Origin of the sequence: Treponema sp. OMZ 788 (assembly GCF_024181245.1) — a bacterium.
In the GTDB taxonomy this organism is placed as follows: domain Bacteria; phylum Spirochaetota; class Spirochaetia; order Treponematales; family Treponemataceae; genus Treponema_B.
The window spans coordinates 585,616-608,969 of record NZ_CP051199.1 but is presented as its reverse complement, the minus strand read 5'-3'; the positions used below and the strand labels follow the sequence as shown (position 1 = coordinate 608,969).

Annotated in this window: 22 protein-coding genes and 4 pseudogenes; 7 read left to right on the top strand and 19 right to left on the bottom strand. The window is 37.5% G+C overall.

From position 1 onward, the window contains the following. Positions 1-63: 63 nt before the first annotated feature. Genes E4O00_RS02835 through E4O00_RS02825 form a run of 3 tightly spaced genes read left to right on the top strand, consistent with a single transcriptional unit; the run spans position 64 to position 3,110 of the window. A complete protein-coding gene (locus tag E4O00_RS02835) occupies positions 64-939 on the top strand; it encodes an energy-coupling factor transporter transmembrane component T (RefSeq protein ID WP_253678476.1) in 876 nt (291 codons plus the stop codon). Positions 940-950: 11 nt separating this feature from the next. Then, positions 951-2,489, top strand: a complete 1,539-nt coding sequence (locus tag E4O00_RS02830; RefSeq protein WP_253678475.1) for an ABC transporter ATP-binding protein — start codon at positions 951-953, stop codon at positions 2,487-2,489. 15 nt (positions 2,490-2,504) lie between these two features. Then, positions 2,505-3,110 carry an MptD family putative ECF transporter S component gene (locus tag E4O00_RS02825; RefSeq protein ID WP_253678474.1) on the top strand — a complete coding sequence of 202 codons (606 nt, stop codon included), beginning with the start codon at positions 2,505-2,507 and terminating at the stop codon, positions 3,108-3,110. A gap of 87 nt (positions 3,111-3,197) precedes the next feature. On the opposite strand, the gene E4O00_RS02820 is transcribed toward E4O00_RS02825, so the two are convergent. Beyond that, the gene (locus tag E4O00_RS02820; protein WP_253679625.1) at positions 3,198-4,802 is read right to left on the bottom strand and encodes an ATP-binding protein; all 1,605 of its coding nucleotides are present in this window, start codon (positions 4,800-4,802) and stop codon (positions 3,198-3,200) included. 108 nt (positions 4,803-4,910) lie between these two features. Here E4O00_RS02820 and E4O00_RS02815 point away from each other — a divergent pair, with 108 nt between their 5' ends. Together E4O00_RS02815 and E4O00_RS02810 are read left to right on the top strand one after the other, a co-directional pair. Continuing rightward, a complete protein-coding gene (locus tag E4O00_RS02815) occupies positions 4,911-5,462 on the top strand; it encodes a GNAT family N-acetyltransferase (RefSeq protein ID WP_253678473.1) in 552 nt (183 codons plus the stop codon). 38 nt (positions 5,463-5,500) lie between these two features. Continuing rightward, on the top strand, positions 5,501-6,292 hold the full coding sequence (locus E4O00_RS02810; RefSeq protein ID WP_253678472.1) for a class I SAM-dependent methyltransferase: 792 nt from the start codon (positions 5,501-5,503) through the stop codon (positions 6,290-6,292). Between the two features lie 2 nt (positions 6,293-6,294). Here the strand turns inward: E4O00_RS02810 and E4O00_RS02805 are convergent, their stop codons facing one another. Continuing rightward, a complete protein-coding gene (locus E4O00_RS02805; RefSeq protein WP_253678471.1) occupies positions 6,295-6,975 on the bottom strand; it encodes a zinc metallopeptidase in 681 nt (226 codons plus the stop codon). 15 nt (positions 6,976-6,990) lie between these two features. After that, the gene (locus tag E4O00_RS02800) at positions 6,991-7,698 is read right to left on the bottom strand and encodes a hypothetical protein (protein WP_253678470.1); all 708 of its coding nucleotides are present in this window, start codon (positions 7,696-7,698) and stop codon (positions 6,991-6,993) included. A 293-nt stretch (positions 7,699-7,991) separates the two neighbouring features. On the opposite strand from E4O00_RS02800, the gene E4O00_RS02795 reads away from it, so the two are divergent. Beyond that, entirely contained in the window at positions 7,992-8,384 is a 393-nt protein-coding gene (locus E4O00_RS02795) for a DUF3784 domain-containing protein (protein ID WP_253678469.1), read from the top strand. A gap of 374 nt (positions 8,385-8,758) precedes the next feature. On the opposite strand, the gene E4O00_RS02790 is transcribed toward E4O00_RS02795, so the two are convergent. The 12 genes and pseudogenes from E4O00_RS02790 to E4O00_RS02740 form a co-directional block, all read right to left on the bottom strand. After that, positions 8,759-9,523 carry a class I SAM-dependent methyltransferase gene (locus E4O00_RS02790; RefSeq protein ID WP_253678468.1) on the bottom strand — a complete coding sequence of 255 codons (765 nt, stop codon included), beginning with the start codon at positions 9,521-9,523 and terminating at the stop codon, positions 8,759-8,761. Between the two features lie 142 nt (positions 9,524-9,665). After that, positions 9,666-9,970: pseudogene (locus E4O00_RS14125) on the bottom strand (DUF3847 domain-containing protein). Between the two features lie 230 nt (positions 9,971-10,200). After that, positions 10,201-11,172 (bottom strand): ACR3 family arsenite efflux transporter, encoded by a 972-nt coding sequence (gene arsB / locus E4O00_RS02780; protein ID WP_253679620.1) that lies wholly within the window; start codon positions 11,170-11,172, stop codon positions 10,201-10,203. A gap of 56 nt (positions 11,173-11,228) precedes the next feature. Then, complete coding sequence (locus E4O00_RS02775; RefSeq protein ID WP_253678467.1) at positions 11,229-11,378, bottom strand: low molecular weight phosphatase family protein; 150 nt, start codon at positions 11,376-11,378, stop codon at positions 11,229-11,231. Positions 11,379-11,445: 67 nt separating this feature from the next. Next, a complete protein-coding gene (locus E4O00_RS02770) occupies positions 11,446-11,754 on the bottom strand; it encodes a thioredoxin family protein (RefSeq protein ID WP_178947118.1) in 309 nt (102 codons plus the stop codon). Between the two features lie 12 nt (positions 11,755-11,766). Further along, entirely contained in the window at positions 11,767-12,777 is a 1,011-nt protein-coding gene (locus E4O00_RS02765) for a permease (protein ID WP_172621801.1), read from the bottom strand. 81 nt (positions 12,778-12,858) lie between these two features. Continuing rightward, positions 12,859-13,128, bottom strand: a complete 270-nt coding sequence (locus tag E4O00_RS02760; protein WP_253678466.1) for an ArsR/SmtB family transcription factor — start codon at positions 13,126-13,128, stop codon at positions 12,859-12,861. A gap of 93 nt (positions 13,129-13,221) precedes the next feature. Next, entirely contained in the window at positions 13,222-13,359 is a 138-nt protein-coding gene (locus E4O00_RS14120) for a hypothetical protein (RefSeq protein ID WP_371922251.1), read from the bottom strand. 144 nt (positions 13,360-13,503) lie between these two features. Beyond that, complete coding sequence (locus E4O00_RS02755) at positions 13,504-14,193, bottom strand: flavodoxin family protein (protein ID WP_253678465.1); 690 nt, start codon at positions 14,191-14,193, stop codon at positions 13,504-13,506. 134 nt (positions 14,194-14,327) lie between these two features. After that, a pseudogene (locus E4O00_RS02750) lies at positions 14,328-14,530 on the bottom strand (recombinase); the annotation flags it as partial. Positions 14,531-14,610: 80 nt separating this feature from the next. Next, a pseudogene (locus E4O00_RS02745) lies at positions 14,611-14,751 on the bottom strand (PcfB family protein); the annotation flags it as partial. Positions 14,752-14,858: 107 nt separating this feature from the next. After that, on the bottom strand, positions 14,859-16,934 hold the full coding sequence (locus tag E4O00_RS02740) for a hypothetical protein (RefSeq protein ID WP_253678464.1): 2,076 nt from the start codon (positions 16,932-16,934) through the stop codon (positions 14,859-14,861). Between the two features lie 204 nt (positions 16,935-17,138). On the opposite strand from E4O00_RS02740, the gene E4O00_RS02735 reads away from it, so the two are divergent. Continuing rightward, a complete protein-coding gene (locus E4O00_RS02735) occupies positions 17,139-18,755 on the top strand; it encodes a ClC family H(+)/Cl(-) exchange transporter (protein ID WP_253678463.1) in 1,617 nt (538 codons plus the stop codon). 7 nt (positions 18,756-18,762) lie between these two features. Here E4O00_RS02735 and mnmE read toward each other — a convergent pair whose 3' ends face one another. The 4 genes and pseudogenes from mnmE to E4O00_RS02715 form a co-directional block, all read right to left on the bottom strand. Next, positions 18,763-20,181: a tRNA uridine-5-carboxymethylaminomethyl(34) synthesis GTPase MnmE gene (mnmE, locus tag E4O00_RS02730; RefSeq protein WP_253678462.1), complete on the bottom strand. Its 1,419-nt coding sequence runs from the start codon at positions 20,179-20,181 to the stop codon at positions 18,763-18,765. Continuing rightward, positions 20,168-20,956: a phosphatase PAP2 family protein gene (locus tag E4O00_RS02725; RefSeq protein WP_253679618.1), complete on the bottom strand. Its 789-nt coding sequence runs from the start codon at positions 20,954-20,956 to the stop codon at positions 20,168-20,170. The genes mnmE and E4O00_RS02725 overlap by 14 nt, the downstream gene beginning before the upstream one ends. 16 nt (positions 20,957-20,972) lie before the next feature. Further along, positions 20,973-21,209 (bottom strand): hypothetical protein, encoded by a 237-nt coding sequence (locus tag E4O00_RS02720; protein WP_253678461.1) that lies wholly within the window; start codon positions 21,207-21,209, stop codon positions 20,973-20,975. Then, positions 21,209-23,288: pseudogene (locus E4O00_RS02715) on the bottom strand (putative glycoside hydrolase). The gene E4O00_RS02720 and the pseudogene E4O00_RS02715 overlap by 1 nt, the downstream one beginning before the upstream one ends. Positions 23,289-23,354: the final 66 nt, after the last annotated feature.

Genomic DNA, 23,354 nt, shown 5'->3' with positions numbered 1-23,354 from the left:
AAAATTTAGGGTTAATTATATCTAAAATAAAAAAAATAGTCAAGGTCTGAAGGAAAAAATCCATTGACAAAATTTTTCTTTTCAGGTAATATGTCTGTCATGTCTAACAATATAGTATACTTAAACTCTGAGCTAAAAGACTACGCTTTTTATACGGAAAATTCAAACGATATTTCGGTTCTTGCAGAACAGATAAGAACCTACACTTCAAAAAAAAGAACTATCTTGGATCCCCGAACAATAGTATTTTTAAACATTGTGCTTTCACTTATAACTACGGTTTCTTCATCTCTTTCTGCAAATATTTTTATTTTTTTTGTGTCCTTGAGCATTGTCTGCCTTTTTAAAATGTACAAAAAGGCAATAAAATATACCTTAATATTCTTTTTAGCGCTCGCTCTTCCTTTCGGGATAAGAGCCCTGCCCGATCTGCCCATACAATTTTTGATTAACTCCGTTTCCCTCATTGCCATGGGTGTGCAAAAATTTTTACCCTTCCTTATGGCGGCAATGGTAATTTTTAACAAGGTAGATACAAAGAGCCTCGTAAGTTCTTTAAATAAAATGAAGCTTCCTAAGGGCATAATGCTCGGCTTTACGGTTGCAGTGCGTTTTTTACCTACAATAAAAAAAGAAATGAACATAATCACAAACAGCATGAAAATGAGAGGAATCGAGCTAGGAGCAAAAAGTATTTTTTTTCATCCTATCAGAAGTCTGGAGTATGCCCTTGTTCCGGTTCTTTTTAGAGCGACCTCGCTTGCAGATGACATGACGGCTGCAGCCCTTGTCAAGGGAGCCGAATCCCCAAAAACTTCAGCCGAACTTTTTAAAATAAAATTCGAAATAATAGATTACGCCTTTACTCTTATCTCCCTTTTTGTTGTCGGTGCTGCAATAATCTTCGACTTAGATTCCGTATTTACGAGGCTCTTTTGAAGGACGATAAAATGAATACAGCAGTAGAATTAAAAGATGTTTCTTTTATATACGAATCTTCAAAAGACGGAAAAGCAAATTTAAAAAAGACTTCTCTTAATATAAAAAAAGGAGAATTCTTGCTTGTTACCGGCATAAGCGGCTGCGGAAAGTCTACGCTGACAAAATGTATTAACGGCCTTATCCCGCGGTTTTACGAGGGCGAATTTTCAGGTTCCGTTTTTATAAACGAAGAAGATGTTTCGAATTTCAGCATAGATGAAATTTCAAAAGATATCGGCTCGGTTTTTCAATCTCCTAAGAGTCAGTTTTTTACCGATGACGTAATTTCGGAGCTCAGCTTTCCTTGCGAAAACTACGGGCTTTCCCGCGATGAAATAATAGAAAGGATTGCCGAGGTTTGTTCTATTTTACACATCGAAAACCTCTTAACCGAAAAACTTGAAAACCTTTCAAACGGACAAAAACAAAAAGCAGCCGTCGCCTCAATTTTAACCTTGCGGCCTAAAATTATAGTTCTTGATGAACCCTCGTCCAATCTGGATTTTAACTCCATCCTAATCTTAGCCGATATTTTAAAAATTTTAAAACAAAGAGGCTTTACTATAATTATAGCGGAGCATCGTCTTCATTATCTAAAAGATCTTTTTGACAGAGTTATCTATATAAATGAAGGAAACATACAAGACGAATACACTCGTGAAGAATTTTTAGCTCTTGAAAATGCAGACTTAAATTCGAAAGGCTTAAGAAGTTTGCATCTTTTTAAAAATGAAAATGAAACGGAAGCTATCAGCTCTATAACAAATAAAGATTTAAACGATAAATTTGATTCAAATAAATTTAATTCCTATAAGGAAGGCGAAAAAATTTGCAGTCTTTCCGATATTTCGTTTTCGTTTAAGGACGGAACCGAGATTTTAAACTCGATCAACTTAAACCTTTACAAAAATGACATTGCCGCCCTTACTGGGAAAAACGGAGCAGGAAAAACAACCCTCGCAAAAATCATATCGGGTATTTACCGCCAAAGTTCGGGCTGCATTAAATTCGGAGAAAAAATTTTAAACGAAAAAGAAAGAGTGAGCCGTACAAATTTTGTTCTTCAAGATGTTGAATATCAGCTTTTCGGCGCCGATGTTTTTTCGGAACTTTTGATAGGAAACAAGCAGCTTGAAAACATAAACGAAAAAATAGAGAAAGCCTTAAAGAAGCTCAACCTTTACGATTACAAGGATGAGCACCCCTTTTCTCTTTCGATGGGACAAAAGCAAAGGCTTATAATTGCCGCCACCTATGTAAGAGGCTGTCCGCTTACAATTCTTGATGAACCGACAAGCGGCTTGGACTACGGAAACATGATCAGGGTAGGAGAACTTATCGAAGAGATAGCAGAGACTTCTGCAGTGCTTATAATAACCCATGATTTTGAATTTATCTCGAAGATATGCAACAGGTTGATTCTTTTAAAAGATAAAAAAATAGCCTTAGATTCAAGGCTCGAGAAACACGACAAAAAATTGGAAAGTATTTTTTCTACATATTTATAGATTATGGAGGACTTTATGGAAAAGTCAAACAAATTTAAAACAAAGGATTTTGTTTTTATCGGAATAATGACTGTGGTTTATATTGCGGTCTTTATGGTCATAGGTTTTGTTACTGCAGCAATAAACCCTTTTTTACATGCCTTTTCCCCGGCAATTTCGGGACTTGTAGTCGGAACAATTTATTTATTCTTGGCTATTAAGGTTCCCAAATTCGGCGTTTTTACTATCAGCCAACTTTTACTCATCATGGTTGTTTTAATTTTGGGAATGGGATACCTTCCTTGGTTGATAGGTATGTTTATCGGAGCCTTGCTGGCCGACATTGCAGCCAATACCTCGAAGTATAAGAACAAATACACGATAGCCGTTGCAAGCGGTTTTATGTGTTTGGGAAGCGCTTCAGGAGGCGTTATCCCCATTCTCTTTTTCGTAGAGCATTATAAAAAATTCTGCTTTGAAAGAATGCAGATGAATGAAGCTCAGGTTGAACAAAGCGTTGCTGCAAGTGCAGGCTACCTCGGAGTCATCATCTTAATTGCAACCTTTGTCTTGGGCTTTGTAGGAGTTCTTATAGGCTCAAAAATATTGGGAAAACATTTTAAGAATTCAGGAATAAAATAAAGTTAAAATTGCGAAGTGTGAAGTTCAAGTGTCAAAGCACGAAGTACATATGACGAATAACGAAGAGCGAATGACATTTGAACTTTGTCATTTATCAATCAGCCAGTCTTTAATTGTGCGTTTATCTTCATCAAAGCTTGAACCTATTGCTATTACCTTCTTGCCTGACCCCGAGTACTTGTCTGCGTAGCCCTTTTCTTTTATTTGGTTTATAGCATCTTCGGCCGTTCCGTTTGAGGTAAGTTTAAATTCAAAGATATAAACCTTATCGCTGAATTCCACAACGCAGTCAGCTCTCCCTGTTGCACATCGGACTTCAGTATGCACAAACTGGTTCATAAGGGCGAAGACAAGATAGGCGGCGGTCTGATAGTTTTGCTCACGCAAGGCCAGGTCTTTTTCTGTTAAGCTGTCGTAAGGGATACCGGATATTATTCCCTTTAATTTTTCCATAAAGCCGTCTACATCTCCGGCCTCTATTTGCTCGTAAAATTCCCAAATTGAAAGACCTGTTTTATCGGTCCTTATCGGGGTGTAGGCCGGAAGTAAATTATCCAAAAAACCGTAACGCACCTCATCATTAGGAAAACCTAAGCGGAAAAGTCTTGAAAAGTCGTTATAGTCTTTGATTGTTAAGTAGCCCGATTGGAACAAAATAGGCAGGGGGTTGATTGCATCCGCTCTGTAAGTTTCCAGGCCTGCCTCGTTCATTTTTACATTTCCATCGAGGTCGGGAATATTATAATAGGCTTTTTTAAGATACTCAACCAAAAAGGTCGGCGTGCCTGTTGCAAACCAATAACTTGAAAATTCTCCGGAAGCGAAGACATTCAATAGGCTGAAAGGATTATACATAGCGCTACCCTTTCTGGCAAAAAGGTAGCCGTCATATCTTTGTTTTAATTTTGCGAGGGTTTCCTCATAGGTCAAATCATTTTTTTCTGCAAGGTTTTTAATTTCAGGTTGAAAATCCTTTTCAAGTTCTTCTTGGGAAATACCGCAGATGGCAGAGTAATCCGACAAGAGGCTTAAGTCTCTTAAATTATTTAAATCGCTGAATATGCTGACCTTACTGAATTTTGTAACTCCTGTCAAAAAAGCAAAGCGGAGATATTGGTCTGCACTTTTTATTACTCCGAAAAAACCTTTAAGAATTGTGCGGTATGTTTCGTTTAAGGCTTCATCCTTCCACATAGTTTGAAGAAGGGGCTTATCGTATTCGTCTATGAGGATAACTGCCTGCTTGCCTGTTTTTTCATAAATCTGTTTTAAAAGATTTCTAAAGCGTCCGTCAGGAGATTCCTCCGTTTTTTCTATCTTAAATTCATCCTCCCATTCAGATAAGTGGGCATTAAGAATATCATTCAAAGCCCTAGTGTCGGCGTAGTTTTTGGGATTAAAATCCAAATAGAGTACAGGATACTTTTGCCAGATTTCTCTTTTGTCTTTTTCACATTCCTCAAGTTTTTCGATAGCCAAACCTTTAAACAGCTCTTTTTGCCCGAGGAAGTAGGCTTTCAAGGTAGAAAGCAAGAGGCTTTTCCCAAAACGGCGCGGCCGGCTTAAAAAATGAACCTTACTCCCATCAATCAATTTCCAAATAAATTCCGTTTTATCGATATAGATAAAATCTTTTAACCGTAAATCTTCAAAACTTTGAACGCCGATAGGCATTTTTCTTTTAGTACTCATAAATATAGTATAACATAATAGGCGGCCTAAAACAAGTTCTTGACCCTGCCCCATCTTTTAATTATAATCCTTTCAAAAAGCTTTTATTGAATTTTTATGGGAGGACTCATGTACATAAAAAAACTTGTCGGAAAAAAATGTTATCTCGCCCCGATGCGGATTGAAGATGCGGAAAAATATGCTGTTTGGGCAAACGATCAAGAAGTCGCCGAATATCTTAACTTTGCTTCTTCTATTATAGGTCTTGAAACAGAACGCCTCATAATCGATAGGATTTCAAAGGAGCATAATTACGCAATCGTGGATACAGTAAGCGATGAGCTTATAGGAAGCATGGGACTTATGAAGATCAATCATTTGGATAGAACGGCAGAGCTCGGCATCTTTATCGGTAACAAGGCTTACTGGTCAAAGGGCTACGGCACCGAGGCTATGTGCTTACTTATAAACTATGCCTATCAAAAACTCAACCTGCATAACATAATCTTAAATGTGTATTCTTATAATGAAAGAGCTATTAAGGCTTACGAAAAGGTAGGCTTTAAAAAAATAGGAGCAAGGAGAGAGGCTCTAATCCGCAACCGAAAAATGCACGACATAATCTTAATGGATATTATCCCTGAAGATTTTTACGCAAAGCATCCCGAATTTGAACGATAGCTATTTATGGTTTTATTTATCGAAAAACTTTTTTAGTTATGAAAAAACAAAAACTAAGCGGGGCAGAAGGTTTTGAAAACTACTATCTTTCCGTTTTTGGAGAAAGGTGGCCTGCCCTCAAAGCGGCCCTTTTAAAAGAAAACAAGGCGGAAGCCTACAGCGAAAACCTCATACAAAATTACTATCTGGATTATGCAAGCATTCAAGCCGCCAAGGCAATGCCTCTTCTTGAAGAAGGAAGCTGCCTCGACATGTGTGCTGCCCCCGGAGGGAAGACCCTGGTTCTTTTAAGCAGGATTAGAGGAGACGCCGAAATACAGGCAAACGAGCTTTCGGCCGATAGACGGAACAGACTTATAAGGGTTCTCGATGAGCACTTAAGCGAAGACGGCCGAAAACGGATAAGGGTTTCCGGCTATGATGCTTCCCGAATGCCCCGCTACGGTCAAGAGCTTTACGAGAGAATTTTACTCGATGCCCCCTGCTCTTCCGAAAGGCATGTGCTTCAAAACGAAAAATATCTTAAACAATGGACAGATGCCCGCATAAAAAATTTGAGCCAAAGACAATGGGCTCTTTTATCTGCAGCCTTTTTGCTCCTTAAACCTAAGGGCTATCTGATCTATTCGACCTGTGCTCTTGCCGATGAAGAAAACGATTTTTTAATCGAAAAGCTTATAAAAAAGTATAAGGAAAGAGTAAGGCTTGAAGAAAAGCCTGACAGCCTTGGGCCCGTCATCCCCGAAAAAACAAAATACGGATTCCGTTTTCTTCCCGATAAGGCGGAAGGAGCAGGCCCAATCTATTTTTCTCTTATTCAAAAAAATTAGGCTTACCTTCTATCCCGCGAAATTAAAATTAAGCGTAAGAGGTTTGCCATTGCAGTAAGGGCTGAGGCAACATAGGTTAAGGCTGCAGCCGACAAAACTTTTTTGGCACCTTTTAGTTCTTCTTGGCTTAAAACGGCATTTTGTTCCAAGACTTTTAGAGCGCGCCTTGAAGCATCTATTTCAACCGGCAGGGTTACAAGATAGAATAAAACGGCACAGGCAAAAAGAATTATACCTATGTTGAGAAGCAAATTCATTCCGAAGATTATACCGGCGAGGGCCAAATAGGGGCCGGCAGCCGAACCTATGTTTGCAACCGGTACCAAGGTGCTGCGCAAAACCAGCGGGCCGTATTTTTCTTTATCCTGAATGGCGTGTCCTGTTTCGTGGGCGGCAACACCTACTGCTGCTATCGAGGTCTTATCGTAGACCGGATCCGAAAGGCGTAAAACCTTGTGAGATGGGTCATAGTGATCGCTTAAACTTCCGCCTACCCTTTCGATATTCACATCGGATATTGCATTTGATCTAAGCAAGAGGGCTGCAGCTTCTTTGCCTGAAATTTTCCTCATGGTCTGAACCTGAGAGTATTTTGAAAAGGCTGCCTTTACCTTAAATTGAGCATACAAGGATAAAAGCAAAGTCGGAACAACCAAAACCAAATAATAGTAATCGAAATACATAAACTCCTCCAAAAGTTAGAATTTAACCTCAACGAAAATGGGGTCTCTTACACAAAGTAATTCTGAAAGGGGGATATCGACTGTCCCCTTGTTACCGTCTTTAGAAGAATATCCGAAAGGAGTAATCTTTATACTTTTAATTTTTTTAGGACAGGTAATTGAAACATGAAACTTTGATCTTTTTAAATCGGAAGCAAGTTTATCTCCGTAAGCGGCCTTAATAAGATCTTCATATTCAGCTGTTTCTATAGGCTCTCCCGTTATAGCCGGAGCCATTAAAAGTTCGATATATTCCCTGTCGTCTTCTGAAAGCAGGCTTACAAATTCCTTTATATTATCGGGACCTATACTCAACGACAAAAGACCGGCCTTCATATCGGTTTTGACAAAGGAGGTTTCACCATCCATGTCCTTGCTCATGATTTTGATTTTTGCATTTATGCCGGCTATCGAATTGGTAGTCATGTTTAAAACTTTTATCCCCTTGGCTTCAAGCTCTTTTTTTATTTCTTCCGTATTAAAGATTGAAGGACTTTTAGCCTTTTCTTCTGCGGTAAACTGAGCCGCATTTTCGAGAAGGGCATCTATTGTTTTTCCTGTTTGGATATCCAAGGTTACCACAACATCTCCCGACGGCTGAACAAAGACATCGGCCTTAGGCGCACAAGATGTCAAAACAAGACATGCAATCAGCATAAGCATAATGGTTCTAATATATTTCACTTTAACTCTCCTATAAAATATCGATAAACAGTGAGGCAGAATTCCTGCGAGCTGTCTATCGTATCTCCTACTATTTTTATACCATATACAAATATAAAGTACAATAAGCTCAAAAAGTTTCAACTAAAAATATTTTTGAACTTTGCCATTCACCTCCCTCTATCCCAGCGCTGTTATAACAAAACATAGAAATAATGGCTAATTTGGAATTAATTACACATTAAGAATCAAAGCCTTGCTAAATACTAATTACCATGTTATAATTTAAATATAGCAACTCTTTGGAGGAAGGTATGATTGGCTTTTATATAATTGCAGCGGTGCTTGCGGTTTTCGGTATTTTAATTCACAAGTTTAAATTCTATTTTTTGATTGCGGGTTATAATATGATGAGCAAAGAGGAAAAAGAAGAATACAATGCATCTTCCATAGGTAAGCATGTAGGGCTTAGCCTCTATCTTCTTTCAGGCCTTTCCTTGGCCGTCGGCCTTTTTTTTCGGTTTTTTCAAATGTCCAAGCAAACCGAAAAACTTGTAATCGCAGTCTATATAATTCTTACAATGATTGCAGTTTCAATTCTTTTAGTAAAAGAAAATAAAAAAAGACTAAACGAAGTTATTCCCTTTATTGTGTTTATAAATATTGTCGTTTTAATTATTTTGGCTCTAGTTATTTTTGCAGGGTAAACGATATTTGAGCGCTAAAAAAACTTGTCGGATTTTTAGAGATGCTCTTTAAATGTAAAGCACAATTCGCAAGAAAGGGGATGATGGAATGACCAATGGTGCTCCATCTCCCCTTTGTGTGTCTCCGGTTTTATTTCAGATTGAACGGATAGATACCTGTTTTTTTAATAAAGTAAAAATAGCAAAAAACACCGGCGGCTGCAAGCAGCAAGATTAAAACGGCAATCAACAATCCCTCCGCACGAATAAAAATATTTCTGCCTACATTGCCATACATCCCTTTGCCACAGCAAGAGTATTTCAACAAGTCGGACAGAAATGGTAATGATGGGGATTCTTTTTCTCAATCTTCTTGGCCTGCGTCTTCCTTAACATTATAGTTTAATGCAGAGTGTAGCTATATAGTCATTTCCATAACGTGATAATCTATGTCTTTTATCACATGATTCATAAAAATCTATCATAGCGAGACCATTTTTAAGTTGTCCTCTAATCTGAGTTTCTAAGGTATGGCTAAATTCATATCCATATTCCGGATTTATGGTTACTTTGCCTTCCTCTTCAAGCTTTTTTGAATTAAAAGGTATTGAAAACTTTAAAAGTAATTCCTCATCGGGTTTGTCCCATACAATGTCAGCATCATACATGTATATCCAAGGATTCATAAATCCGACCATTAACAGTCCACCCTTTTTCAATACTCGAGAGGCTTCTTTATACATGTTTTCTAAATCTTCTATATATACATTTGAAACCGGATTAAAAATAATATCAAAAGTTTCATTTTCAAATGGAAATGGTTTTGTCATATCGCCTTGAACTGTATTGATTTTTAAGCCTTCTCTTTTAGCAACCATATCATCTCTTTGTAATTGTGATTTAGAAAAATCCATTATGGTTACATCATAACCTTTTATAGCAAAAACCGGACCCTGCTGTCCACCACCGCAAGCTAAACCTAATATCTTTTTTCCGTTGGCTTTTTCAAACCATTCTCTCGGAACTTTTTTCCCAACAGTTAATGCAACAGAAATTGAATTATTTCTAACTTCTTCTAATTCTTCATGTGTCAATGGCTCAGTATAGTCATTTTTTACATTATTCCATCTATCTTCATTTAATTTTATATAATTGTTCATCTTATAATCTCCTCGTAATTTTATATTATTTCGATTTAAGTTGAATATGTTGCCATTACATTTTTCTCACCTCCACAAATTCTAATTTGTTTTACTCGATGTTTGTAATATTATACCATTTTTTTAGCCAATTTGTACAGGTCTAATTCTTGCTTCTTTCCTGTGATAGTTTTCTGTTTTCTTGTTGCAATTTTTCTACTCTCTATGATTTTTAAGATTGATTTCATCTTTATTTCTTTGACTTGTTATTAGCTGATAAAATTCATCTTTGGTTAGATTTTTACTTTCTGTAAAGATACTTTCAAAGACTGCTCCTTTTTCATATATTCTTTTATCTCTCTTTTTTCTTTCTTCCTGTTTCTGTTGACTGATGAGCTTTTTTCTTTTGTTTTGTAACTACTTGATTTCTTCATCTGCCATTAAGATTTTTTCTTCTATGTTTTTTATTTTTTCGTTTCCTCTCTTTTTAATTTTGAGCAAATAAAAAACAGTAAACCTTTCGATTTACTGTTCCTTTAGTTTTTATTAAGTTGTCCCTTAGGAAAAATGGAGTTTGTTGAATGAATTTGACATTTCTACTAAATTAGCACTTATCGCTCATTTATCAAATTATTGTATGGTTTTAACTAAAAAACATACTATTTAGATTAAGTAATTTATACTCCAAACTTATTCCCTTAAAATTTATATTCCATAGAATTTGAAAATTTTACTAACATAAGCATAACCGGAACTTCAACCAAAACACCAACTACAGTTGCCAAAGTTGCCCCAGAGGATAAGCCGAAAAGAGAGATCGCTACTGCTACTGCCAATTCAAAGAAATTAGATGCTCCTATCATACCGCAAGGTGCAGCTATAGAATATGGTAATTTAGCATAATATGCCATCACAAAAGTTATGCCGAAAATAAATAATGTCTGCAAAATAAGCGGTATAGCTATTAAGATAATATTTATTGGTTGAACGATAATTTTCTCACCTTGAAATGAAAAAATAATAATCAACGTTAGTAAAAGACCCACCATAGTATACTTGTCAAAAGCAGGAATAAATTTATTATTTAAATAATTCTCTCCCTGTTTTTTTATAATCAATCCCCTGGTTATAATACTCAAGATTAGAGGAACAACAATAAAGAGTAAAATTGATAAAAATAATGTTTCCCAAGGTATGTTGATATTACCTATCTTTAATAAAAAACTTACTATTGGAATATACGCTATCAAGATGATTAAATCATTGCTAGCTACTTGAACAAGTGTGTATGCACTATCTCCTTTCGTTAATTTGCTCCATACGAACACCATTGCTGTACATGGAGCGGCTCCTAATAATACCGCACCTGCTAAATATTCAGAAGCAAGCTCTTTACTGATAAATCCTTTATATATAATAAAGAAAAATAGACCGGCAATTAAATACATAGTAAACGGTTTTATTATCCAATTCACAAACCATGTAATAAAAAGACCCTTTGGATTTTTACCTATATCTTTGATACTCTTAAAGTCAATCTTTAACATCATAGGATAAATCATAATCCAAAGTAGTATTGTTGTTGGTATTGATACATTATAAAACTCTAATTTCCCCAAAGCATTTGGAACAATTGGAATAAAACGACCAATTAAGACTCCAATAACCATGCAAATTAAAACCCATAATGTTAGATTTTTTTCAAAGAAACTTATATCTTGCTTTTTCAATTATTTTCCCATTCCTTGACTTCTTCAATTAAATCAAGTACCTTTCTTTCAATTTTTTTTATGACGGTTATAAATTCTTCATCTGGTTTTCCTGATGGATCAGCTAACCCCCAATCAGCTTTTTTATAAGTGTACTTTTTCGCCAAAGCTTAAGCAATCTGACTCCTGCAAGAATTGTGCACGCACACAAAGGCTACCTTAATTTTCATAGTATTATCCTCTTGAATTCTTGATAAGCTGAACGCATTCATCCGTAGTTAAAACTTTTCCATAACTTACAACCTTATTATCAATCACAAGTGCAGGTGTGGTCATTACTCCCATAGCTGCAATAAGTGTGAAATCTCTTATGTGTTTTACTTCTTCTTTAATATTTAGGCAGGCTAAAGCTTCTTTTACATTTTCCTCTAAAGAATTGCATTTAGCACATCCTGAACCTAAAACGTAGATTCCTTTTTCTTCAATTTTACTTTCCCCTTGTTCCGATGCCCCGTTACAACAGGCTTTTTTCTTAAATAACATTTTTCTTCCTCCTTAAATAAACAGATTTTGTAATAAATTAAAAATATATCCTACTATTATAATTCCTAACGTTGTTATGCCGATAAAAATATATAAAAGTTTCGGTTTTATTGCCTTTCTTAACATAATCATTGACGGTAAACTCAGTGTAGTTACTCCCATCATAAAAGCTAAAATCGTTCCAAGCATCGCTCCTTTTGAAAGTAAAGCTTCTGCAATTGGTATAGTTCCAAAAATATCAGCATACATTGGTACACCAACTAATGTTGCTAAAACTACACCTAACGGATTATTACCTCCTAGTATTTTTTCTATTAACGTTTCTGGTATCCAATTATGAATAATCGCTCCAATTCCTACTCCAACTAAAATATATGGAAACACTTTTTTAAATGTTTCTACTACTGCATTTTTCGCAAATAGCAATCTTTCTCTCTTCTCAATTTTTGCATCTTCAATTTGAATTCCTCTCGGTGCATTTAATATAAAATCTTCCACTTCACTTTCAAGACCGAGTTTTTCAATTATAATTCCTCCAATAACAGCAATTAAAAGTCCTAATAAAACATACACTATTGCAACCTTAGCTCCGAAAATACTCATAAGCAGTACTAAAGAACCTAAATCAACCATAGGTGATGATATTAAAAAGCTAAATGTAACACCTAACGGAAGTCCGGCTGATGTAAATCCTATAAAAAGAGGAATCGATGAGCAGGAGCAAAATGGTGTAACTGTACCTAATAGTGCAGATATAATGTTTCCCCATATACCTTTAAACTTTGATAATATTTTTTTGCTTCGTTCAGGTGGAAAATAACTTTGAATATACGAAATTATAAAGATTAAGGTACATAATAAAATACCTATTTTTATTACATCATAAATAAAAAAATGCAGTGACGCTCCAAATCTGGAACTTAAATTTACACCTAAAATATTTAATATATGCCCTATTAAATCGTTAAGCCATTTCATTCCTAAAATTTGGTTTTGTATAAATTCACCTATTAACAAAATCATTACATTACCTCCTAACATATCAAATATTTTTGATGTGTTATCTATAAGTTTTTAGTCATCCTACATTGGATGACTAAAAACTTATAGATAATCGTCTAATATTTTTTTTGCTTCTTGTATCCATTTTTCATTAATACTGTAATGCGTCCATTTTCCATCCTGTCTGAAATTTACTATACCTGCTTCACTTAAAATTCTCATATGATAAGATAATCCAGACTGAGTCAAATCAAGTTTTTCAAGTAGTACACAGGCACATTTTTCTTCGTCATGGATTATATCTAGTATTTTTAATCTTTTTGAATCGGAAAGAGCCTTAAACACCCTAGCATTATCTTCATATTTTTTCATAGACAACCTCACATCAAATATTTTTGATGTATTTACTATATACCAAATAAAACAGTTTGTCAACATCAATTCAAAAATATTTGATATGTTTTTTTAATTTCTCTTAGAGTTTATTACCTTAAACAGCTTATCTTGAAAGGTATCCTTGCTCTTTCTATCAAAATATATCTCGCTTACAAAGGTCTTTCCTCTAATCTTTTTTATTAAAATGCCGTCAGGTTTTCGGGACATGGCTCTATCGCTTTTGTAAGTTCATTTTCTGTTTTCCTCTCTTTTTATTTTTGAACAAAGAAAAAACAGTAAACCTTTTTTAGATTTACTGTTTCTGTGATAGTTTTTATTAAGTTGTTAGTTCAACAAACAACCGGGATTTGATTATTTCCATGGACGATTTTTAGCAAGCCATCCTTTCTCTTGCCAATATGTCTTATCTCTCTCATTCCATCCCTTTTTTTGAATAATTCTCATGATATTAAATAAAATCCTTGTTTTTATTGAAGGTCTTACCATTGTATAGTTGCTTTTTATTTTATTCGAGAGAGTTGTTGTTTGGCGGTCAACCTTTGATTTTATCTTCTCGTCAACTCTCTTCCAATCCGTCTCCCAAACTGCAATACCTAATTTATAAGTTTTAGCACATCCCCAAAAGAATGTGCTATCTGCCATATCTTTATTAGCTTTTTTCATTCCTGCCCCAGCAGCTGTTGAAACACAGACAGCTTGTTTTGAAAACATACTTTCACTTGGTCGGTGAACCATCCATCTATAACCATAATGGTCAAGAAACGCTTTCATTGAACCTGTAACATGATATACATATACAGGACTTGCAAGAATAATTATATCCGACTCATCTATGGCATTTGTAATTGGCTGTAATTGTTCGAAATGCGGACACATACTTTCTCCTTTAGTAAAGCAATTCCCACACCCAATACAGAAATGATTAAAATCTTTTGGTAGAAAAAATTCCGATACTTCTCCACCCAATTTATCTGCAAGCATTCTTGAACTATTATATGTTGAACCTTTATGACTTTGACCATGTATAATAACTATTTTCATAAAATCACCACCGTAAATTCAAATTTATTTGTCTATATCGGCTAATATTATAACATTTTTAAGCGATTTTTTTCTACTGCCGGATTTCCCACTTACTCGCTACTATTCCCCCTTAGAATGTATTACCTTAAATTCATGATGACAATTCCGATTTTGCCTTGTTCTACATCGTTTATCATCTGTGTATAGGCTGAGCGGTCAAGGAACCTACCGCTTTCATCATCGTCGGTATAGCGGCGAATGTTTATCAGCTTTTGCTCTCGCCACCGTCTCTATCTTCATCACCAACTGAAAGGCGGGAGTATAGTGCTGTGATTTTATTATGATATTCTATCATGGCATTATCCTCCTTTTTTGTGTCTATATATCACTCCTGTTTCCGATGTGAAGAATCACTCATAGCTCCACCCCACGATCTTTCTTAAAGGCTGCTTCCATCACATCTGCATCACGGCCCTTGAAGAAAACTAAATATCTTGGTGGATTTTCTGAAATGTCCTTCTTCAAAGCAAAATCAATTCCATACTTCTTGGCTGTTCCTTCAAAGTCTTTGATATTGTCAAGGAGCAGTGATTTTCACTATTCCGAAAGTGCGTCAATTCGACAAATAAGAGGAAGATGGAATGACGAATGGTGCTCCATCTCCCCTTTTTGTGTTTCCGGTTTTATTTTAGATTTAACGGATAGATACCCGTTTTTTTAATAAGATAAAAATAGCAAAAAACACCGGCGGCTGCAAGCAGCAGGATTAAAACGGCAATAAAAATATTTCTACCCTTTTTCTTTTCGGCGAACGGGTCAAGGTGTGCGAGCCGTGCGTTTTTCGGCAATGATGCCAATTTTGTAAGCGAGCTTCCAAGAGGAATATTGATTTTTGCATGTGCATTAATCGCCCAGCCGTTTGCTTCAAGAATTGGACCGATACTTCGCTTGCGCAATTTCATGGCGGCGAGTATCATCGACGGCCCCGATACAATCAGTATAAGCCCGATGAGTCCTAGAGGGACCCACAAGCCTAAGCCGAATAATGCTTGAAGTAAGCTTCCGATGAGGGTTGAAATTCCGCCTATTGCTGTTCCGATTAAAGCAATCGTCCCGAGATCAAGCTTTTTGTTCGGCAAACTCGCCGCCGCTTCTTTCGGCATATTGACCGTTTTGTCTGCGGCCGTTGCAACGAGGGCATCCGATTTTTCGTTTGCTGCATTTGCCTTTTTTGCAATTTGCTCTTCAATCATGCGGGCTAAATTTTTATACGGTGAGAAAAACGCTTCACGCACACTGACCGGATTGGCAATAACTTTAGTAATAGTTGCGTTCCAATCGTTTCCATCTCTGTCATAAAACAAACCATTTCTTCCAACAACAATATTGTCAGAAGCGCCATTGGTTAAAAGAGCCAAAAGTTTTCGCTTGGCTGTTCCTCGTGTTATATCACAGTAAAGTAAATACGCTCCCGACAAAATATCCAAGGTTGCATGTCGGTCATCTCCGTTTAATTCAAAGCACAAGGTTGTTGCCCTTGTGTCAAAGAATAAAACGCCTGCCTGAAAGGCCGTTTCTCCTCCGGTATAAAAGTTAGAAAAGCTGACATAATTTTTCAAAAGTGTAAAAAAGTTTTTTCGAAGGAGTAACAATTTTTTAAGCGATTGGATGTGCTGTTTTTCCTTTTCAAATGTCAGCTGTTCATTTATTTCCGTGATAATTTCATCTTTTTGATTTAGCTTTGTTTCCAAAAACTGCGGATTGATTTTTGCAGCCTTAATTTCAGCCTGCTTTGAATATACCGCAGTAAAGCCGGAAATTTTTTGTGAAATATTTTTCCAATCGTTTTCTGTCAGTACCAAAATCTCTCCGCATAAAGGTGAAACAGCATCTGCGTAGAGCTTTTTTATTTCATTTGCCCAAGCCGGGTTTATTTTGCTTTGTGTGTCCAAAAGCATTTCGGTATTCGGCAATGCAATGGGAAGCTCGCGTAATTTTTCACTGGAGGTGTTCAATTCAACAGCAGTGAAGGTTTTAAAAATTTCACTGTAGTCGGTGAGCGGAGTATTATTCCCGTTGACATAGGTCAAAAGTTTACAACGAACAAAAAAGTCATCTATCTTGTTTTTAACGGCTTCAAAAGCGGCAACGGCTTTTAGCATCGATGCGCTTTCTAAACCGGCACTGACGGCTTTTAAATCTTCGGTGTTTTGGAGGCATTGGTTCCTGTCATTAGTAAACATGTCAAAGATGGCTTCACTCGTGCTGTTTATATTTTCTTTTACATACAGTGAAAGCACTTTTTTCAGGCGGAGATCATCGCTGTCATTATCAGATAGTTCTCCGAGTTCATTTGATTTTATAATTTTATTTTCGTTTACAATATCCGCAAGTGAAATTATACTGCCTGTTTTTCCCTGACTTCTTAAAGCCCATTCCGCTGTCTTGGCAATTGCAGTACTTTTTATATCGCCGAGAGAAAGTGTATCACCGTCTTTCATGATGATACCGACATCCTGTAAACTTTCTGCTAAAAAATCGACGGCATCTAAAACTTCCGGAGGGCTGATAAATCCGTCGGCATCCGTATCCAGTATGGCAGCCGTTTCGGGATTAAAGAAAATGCCTTTTGTCGGCATCGCTAATGTAGTCCAAAGCTTTTGATCTAATTGCCTCAGATTAAGAATATCATCGGCAGTTTCAAACACCAACTGAGTTACCCCGCCGAATCTTGCAAATTTCCAAATATGTTTTTTCAAGTTTTCCTCCAATCTAAAAGTTAAAGTAGCACGTCATTGTTTTTTTATCAAGAGGGTATTTATGGTTATGAAAATCGATTTTTAATATTTTTATTAAACCGCCTGTGATGTCAAAAAAGCGCAATAAGACACTGTCAACCGACACGGTAAGGATTTACATTTTTCATTAATCTTGCTTTCCATGATATTTGGAGCGCATTTTAATTGACAGGCAAAAGACTTATTTATATAATATCAAAGATGAAATACACAGGTTTAAGCACAAAGAAAATTCTTGAAAATTGGTACGGCAATCATCTTATTATTGCCGGAGAAAGTTTTATTGTGGGTATTCTTACGGGACTAGCCATTACCGCATTTAGAAAATCTATCGATTTTCTTTCAAATCTTAGGATTGATTTTTATAACAAGGCGGTAGGCGGGAATTTACTTAACCTTGCCGTTTTGATTTTGGCGGTAATCGGTTTAGGGCTTTTTATGGGCCTTATAATCAAAAAATATCCTATGATCAAGGGAAGCGGAGTGTCTCAAATCAAGGGCAAGTTTATGAAAAAGCTTGACATGACACCCTGGCCCGAATTACCTTTGAAATTTTTAGGAGGGGTTTTAAACATAAGTGCAGGTCTTTCAATCGGACGGGAAGGTCCTTCCGTTCAAATCGGTGCCTATATAGGAAGCGCCTTTGAAAAAATCGGCAAAACCTCCCATATAGAAAGGGTCTGCCTGGTAACAAGCGGAGCGGCGGCAGGGCTTGCAGCTACCTTCGGAGCTCCCTTTGCAGGTATTGTCTTTGCAATAGAGGATCTTCATCAGTATCTAAGCCCCCTCCTTTTAACCTGCGTAATGCTTGGAGCCTTTGCGGGAGACCTTGTATCCTCGGTATTTTTTAAGCAGGGAGCTATCTTTGATTTTCACGGCCTTCAGCTCTTCCCGATAAAATATTTCGGCTGGCTCCTTTTGATGGGCGCTGCGGCAGCGGTAATAGGACATCTCTTTAAAAAATCGATTTATACTTCTCAAAAGGTTTACAAAAAGCTAAATATTCCTCCTCAATTTGCGCCCCTGATTCCCTATCTTATTTCGGTACCCGTCTGTCTTTTTTTGCCTCTTGCGGCAAGCGGAGGAGATCACCTTATCGAGGCCCTTGCGGAACACAGCTTTCCGCTTTCCATGCTGATTTTGATTCTTGCGGCAAAGATAATCTTTACAGGCCTTTCGGCAGGTTCGGGGGCTATAGGCGGCATCTTTGTTCCCCTCCTTTCATGCGGAGCCTTGACCGGAATTATTTTTTCGAATATTTTGGTTTATTTTAATTTAATCGAAGCCCAATATGCCGTAAACCTAATGGTCTTTGCGATGGCGGCCTTTTTTACTACAGTAATAAAGGCTCCGGTTACAGCAATAGTGCTTCTTGCAGAAACGAGCGGAGACCTTTTCCACCTAGGCGGCTTGGTGCTGACCTCGGCCGCTGCCTACATTACGGCAAACATAATAAAGTCTCCGCCAAATGACGAGGTGCTTTTAAAGCAGATTTTAAACAGCGAAGATTTTTCAAATCAAAAAGAAAAGGAAGAAGATCACGGCAAGCAGGTTTTTGAAGTCTGCGTTTCTCCCGAATCCTTTTTGGACGGAAAGCCGATAAAGGATGTTACATGGCCCGATGAGTGTTTAATCGTAAGCATTGCCCGCGGCGAAGAAGAAATCATCCCAGACGGAAGCACATCTATTTCGGCAGGCGACAGACTGGTGGTCTTAACCCACGGCCGACATGTAGAATCCCATTTGGAGCAAATCGCAGAGATGGCTCAAGTCGAGGAATAAACCGATTTTACTTACCGACACAAAAACCTGAAAAGACCTTATCGAGGATATCGTCGGAGCGGACTTCGCCGGTAATTTCTCCTAAAAAGCTTAAGGCTTCTTCAAGGTCTTCTACAAGAAGATCGAGGGGGAAGCCTGAGACAGCGTTTTGATAAGCCGTTTCAAGCACATCCAAGGCCTTTTGAACGGCATCCCTTTGCCTCTCGCTTCCGAGGGAGGCAGCCTTTGAAAAGCCTGACCTATCGGTGTTTTTTGCTAAAACAGCATAGGCCTTTTCGGACAGGGCCTTGATCCCGCTTGAAGCCTTTGATGAAATTATAAGGGCCTCTTCAATTTTTTCTTTACTTAAAATTTCCTGTAGCTTTTCTTTTGACTCGGCATCAAGCAGGTCTTCTTTTGTGATAATGGTAATTACGGGAGGCCTTGCATTTTTTATAAAGTCTAAATCATCTTTGTTTAAACTACCCGAAGATAAAATATCTTTAGGATCGCAAAGGTAGAGGATGAGGTCTGCGTTGCGGCTCATCTCCAAGCTCCGCTCTACCCCGATAGCCTCAATGGAATCTTGGGTATAACGAATACCTGCCGTGTCGTAAAGGCTTACAGGGATTCCGTTAAAGTTTAAGGAGGCCTCAAGCCAGTCCCTTGTCGTGCCGTGAATGTCCGAAACTATGGCCCGGTCTTCTTTTAAGAGGGCGTTAAAGAGGGAGGATTTTCCGGCATTGGTTTTACCTGCAAGAACAACCTTAGCCCCTTGAATAAAGATTTTTTCTGCTGCCCATGAGCCGGCTAAATTTTGAAGAGGCTCTATCACCTTTAAAATCAAATCAGGCGAAAAGGCTCCTTCTGTAGTCTCCTCGTCTTCAGGGTATTCTATTTCGACATCGGCGGCAGCGATAACCCTTGTGAGACCTTGCTTTATTTCCTCTATCCCCGAAAAAAGATTTCCCGAAAGGCGGCCTGCTGCAAGTTCTATATTTATATCGGTTTTTGAATTGATAATTTCGTTTACAGCCTCTGCACGCGTCAGGTCGGCCTTTCCGTTCGCAAAGGCACGGAAGGTAAACTCACCGCCCTCGGCGGCCCTAAAACCGTTCTCGATTAGTAGGCGGTATATTTTTAAAACGACGGCAGTGCCGCCGTGACAGATAAACTCAACAGCATCTTCTCCCGTAAAGCTCTTAGGCTCCCTATAAACGCAGACCGTAACCTCATCGACTTCTTTTTTTGATTCGGGATCCAAGATCCAGCCGTGCAGGATAGTGTTGCCTTTAGCCTCTTTTAGTTTTTCGGGCCTGGAAAAAATTGCGGAAGCAAGGTCTATCGACCCCTTCCCTGAGGTGCGTACAATTCCGAGGGCGGCAGGGCTTAGGGCAGTGGCTATTGCGGCTATCGGATCGTCTAGGGAATATTTACCTGTCTGCATTCTCTCCCCCAGAAAGTTTTAAACGGCAAAAGATTATCGGGGCAAGACCGGAGGCAAGAGCTCCGACCGCAAAGAATTCCAAAAAGCGGTAGAGCCTGTATTGAGCATAGCTTGAATCTATTTTTAAAAGATAGAAAATTAAAATCGGAATACATGAAAGAGCGGCCCCGATAATAAATCTTAGAAGCTTTTGAAGTGCAGAGCCTGAAGAAGCATCAAAATTATATTTAGAATTTTCCAGGATTCGGATATTTCCAAAAGCAAGCCCAAGGATAACGCCTGCCTCATTTACCTTTTCCTTCGAAATTAAAATGAGTATAAATGAAAAAATAGCCGCAAGCGTAAACCTTATTGATGCATCTTTTTTGAATTTAATGTTTTGCAGATCTTCTTCATAAGTCTTGCTTGAGGAAGAAAGCCTTGCTTCAACTGCGGGAAGAAAAAACATCAAAGCTAAAAAGATAAAGGTTCCTAGTGCCCAGCCTAATAGAACATCGGTCGGATAGTGTACTCCGAGATAAACCCGTGAAAAACCTACCAAGAGCGGAAGGATAATTGCTGCCGCTATTTTTAGCCTAGCTGAAGCTGTACCGTTTTTTTCGATATTATTCGATTGGGAATCTTTCGAGAGTTTTTCTCTAAGCGGCTTATAAAACAAAACAGCCGGATATATAAAAGAGCTTATCGAAGAGTGCCCCGAAGGCATCGAATATCCTCCTATGCTTTTAAGCATAATTTCCGGGGCATGAGTAAAAGGCCTGGGGACTTTTAAGATACGCTTAATTCCTCCGTTAAGCCCTGAGGTAAAGGCTGCGGCGTAAGCAAGGTGAAGACCCTTTTTGTAATCGATGCACCAAAGATATAGGCCTATAATAAAAACTACAAAGCCGTAGGTTGAAGCATCCGTAAAAACTTTTAGGATTTCGGTAAGAACCGGATGTGAAAAAATTTTGTACGGCCCTGATTACTTCTATTCCCCATTGGTGCACGGCATGAAGTTCTTTTGAAGCTGCTGTAAATTCCGTCATTATAAGCCCTCCCCGTCAGGACGCAGATCCAAGTAGCGGCCCGAATTATTCCAATAAATATAACCCTCATCTATGGAATCCTTAATTCCTAAAATTTGGCGTTTTACATAATTTTCATCATAGTATTTTTTATCGTAAGAAACCGGAATAAAAAAGGCTTGGGCCCAGGGGCGCACTATCACCTTATTGCGTGCCATCAATTTGTTTCTATAAGAACCTTGATGATAAATTCTATAAGGTCTTTCTTCGGCAGGCTTATAGGCTAAAAAGCTTTGAGCAAAATGGCTGGGATAAAACATAGGACAGATAACATCTACATATTCTGCAAGGAGTTCTACCTCCTGACCGGTGCGGGCACCCGTGCGGTACCAGCCGTTTGCTCCGTAAATATCTATCGAAATGGGAGCTTTGATTCTTTCACGCGAGTAAGCCAAAAACGACATAAGAGCACTGACCTTATCCATGCCGTTTTCCCGTGCAGGATACCGGGCATCTGCAAGGTTTAGGCCGTCTGTAGGAAAACGGATGTAGTCAAATTGAATCTCGTCAAAGCCGAGCGAGCAAAGCTCTTCGGCTATATCGACATTGTATTTCCAAACATCTTCATTATAAGGATCGGCCCAATACTCCTGTATAAGTTCTTTTTCGCCGTTATAAATATTATAACCCTGCCAAGGTTTTCCGGTTGCCTTATCCTTGACGGCGTATTGACCTTCATTATATCTGTATAAGTTTTTATCTTTAAACACTACAATGCGGGCAATAAGATAAATATTTTCAGCCTTTGCCTTTTTTATAAATTTTTCGATATCGAGCGTATATTTTATTCCGTTATATTTTTTTATATCTTCGTTTTTACTTTCATAACGGACAAAACCCGCCTCATCTTTCATGTCGATGACAAGGGCATTGAGTTTATTATCCTTGATTGTTTTAAGATGGCGAGCAAATGATTTTTCATCTTTCATTTGATGGGTAGGCGTATAAATTCCTTTTTTACCGTCCGATATTTTTAAATAAGGATTGCTTTGATTTTTTTTATCATGTAATAACCAAAGCTCCGATAATGATAGGTTACCGTTAAACAATGTTAAACTATTCGGCACAAAGGCACAAAGATAATTTGAGTCTTTAAGGTATTTTTTTACCTTATTATAATTTTTCAATATTTTTTTAGAAGTGTAAACTTGAGTATTCGGCATAATTAAATTAGTTTCAAACAAGCCGCCTTCTATCACACCGAAGACAGTGTTGTCTATTATATTCAAACTATCTACACAGACAAGTTTTTTATCGTTTGCTTCTTTTTCGTTTAAGAGTATAAAGATTTTTTTATTCCAATCAAGCCTGTACATCAAGCCTGAAAATGTTTGAGCACAATAAACTTGAGACTCGTTTGAAATTTGATTAAAAACAATATCGGATACTTCTTCAACTCCTTCAGGGCCTTTTTTTAAACCGTCGCTTATATCGTTCCAAATTTTAGAATTTACATCGGGCTGCTTCCATGCCATACCGGCGATGGAGTGCGAAACAAAAACAGTTAAAACTTTTTCGCCCCTTGCATTAGGCATATCCAAAACACTTACAGCCTTTATTCCGTTTACCGAATGATTGGCACCAAGGTCTTCCCAAGTTTTTCCCGAGTCTCTCGTCAAAAAAACATTGCTTGAAGTTGCAGTAACAAAGATATTCGGATTAAAGGGATGAACTTCCAAATCTTTAAGCTGAGGAATTTTTTCTATAAAGGTTTTATTTCCGTTTTTATCTATATTTTTAATTATCTTTTTCGGAAGTTTATCGTTTAGATAGTAAAACTCTTTTAAGTTTTTGCTTGCAGCAAGACCCTTGTCCGTTAAAAAAAAGCCATTGATTTCCGGCCTTAGATATTTTCAAAACCGCCGCATCACTCCAAATTTTTTTTGTCCTAAAATTATCTATTCTAAACAAGCCCGCAGAACTTCCTGTCAAAAAAATATCTTGAGCATAAAGCGGGAGCATAAAAATCAACAAAACAAAAGCAAGCCTTAAAGCCCGTTTACCGCAATAAAAAATTTTCATAGGGCAACATAATGCCATAAATTGAAGATATATGCAAGCGGTATTTTTACCCTGAACAGAGGCTCATCAGCCCTTACATTTTTA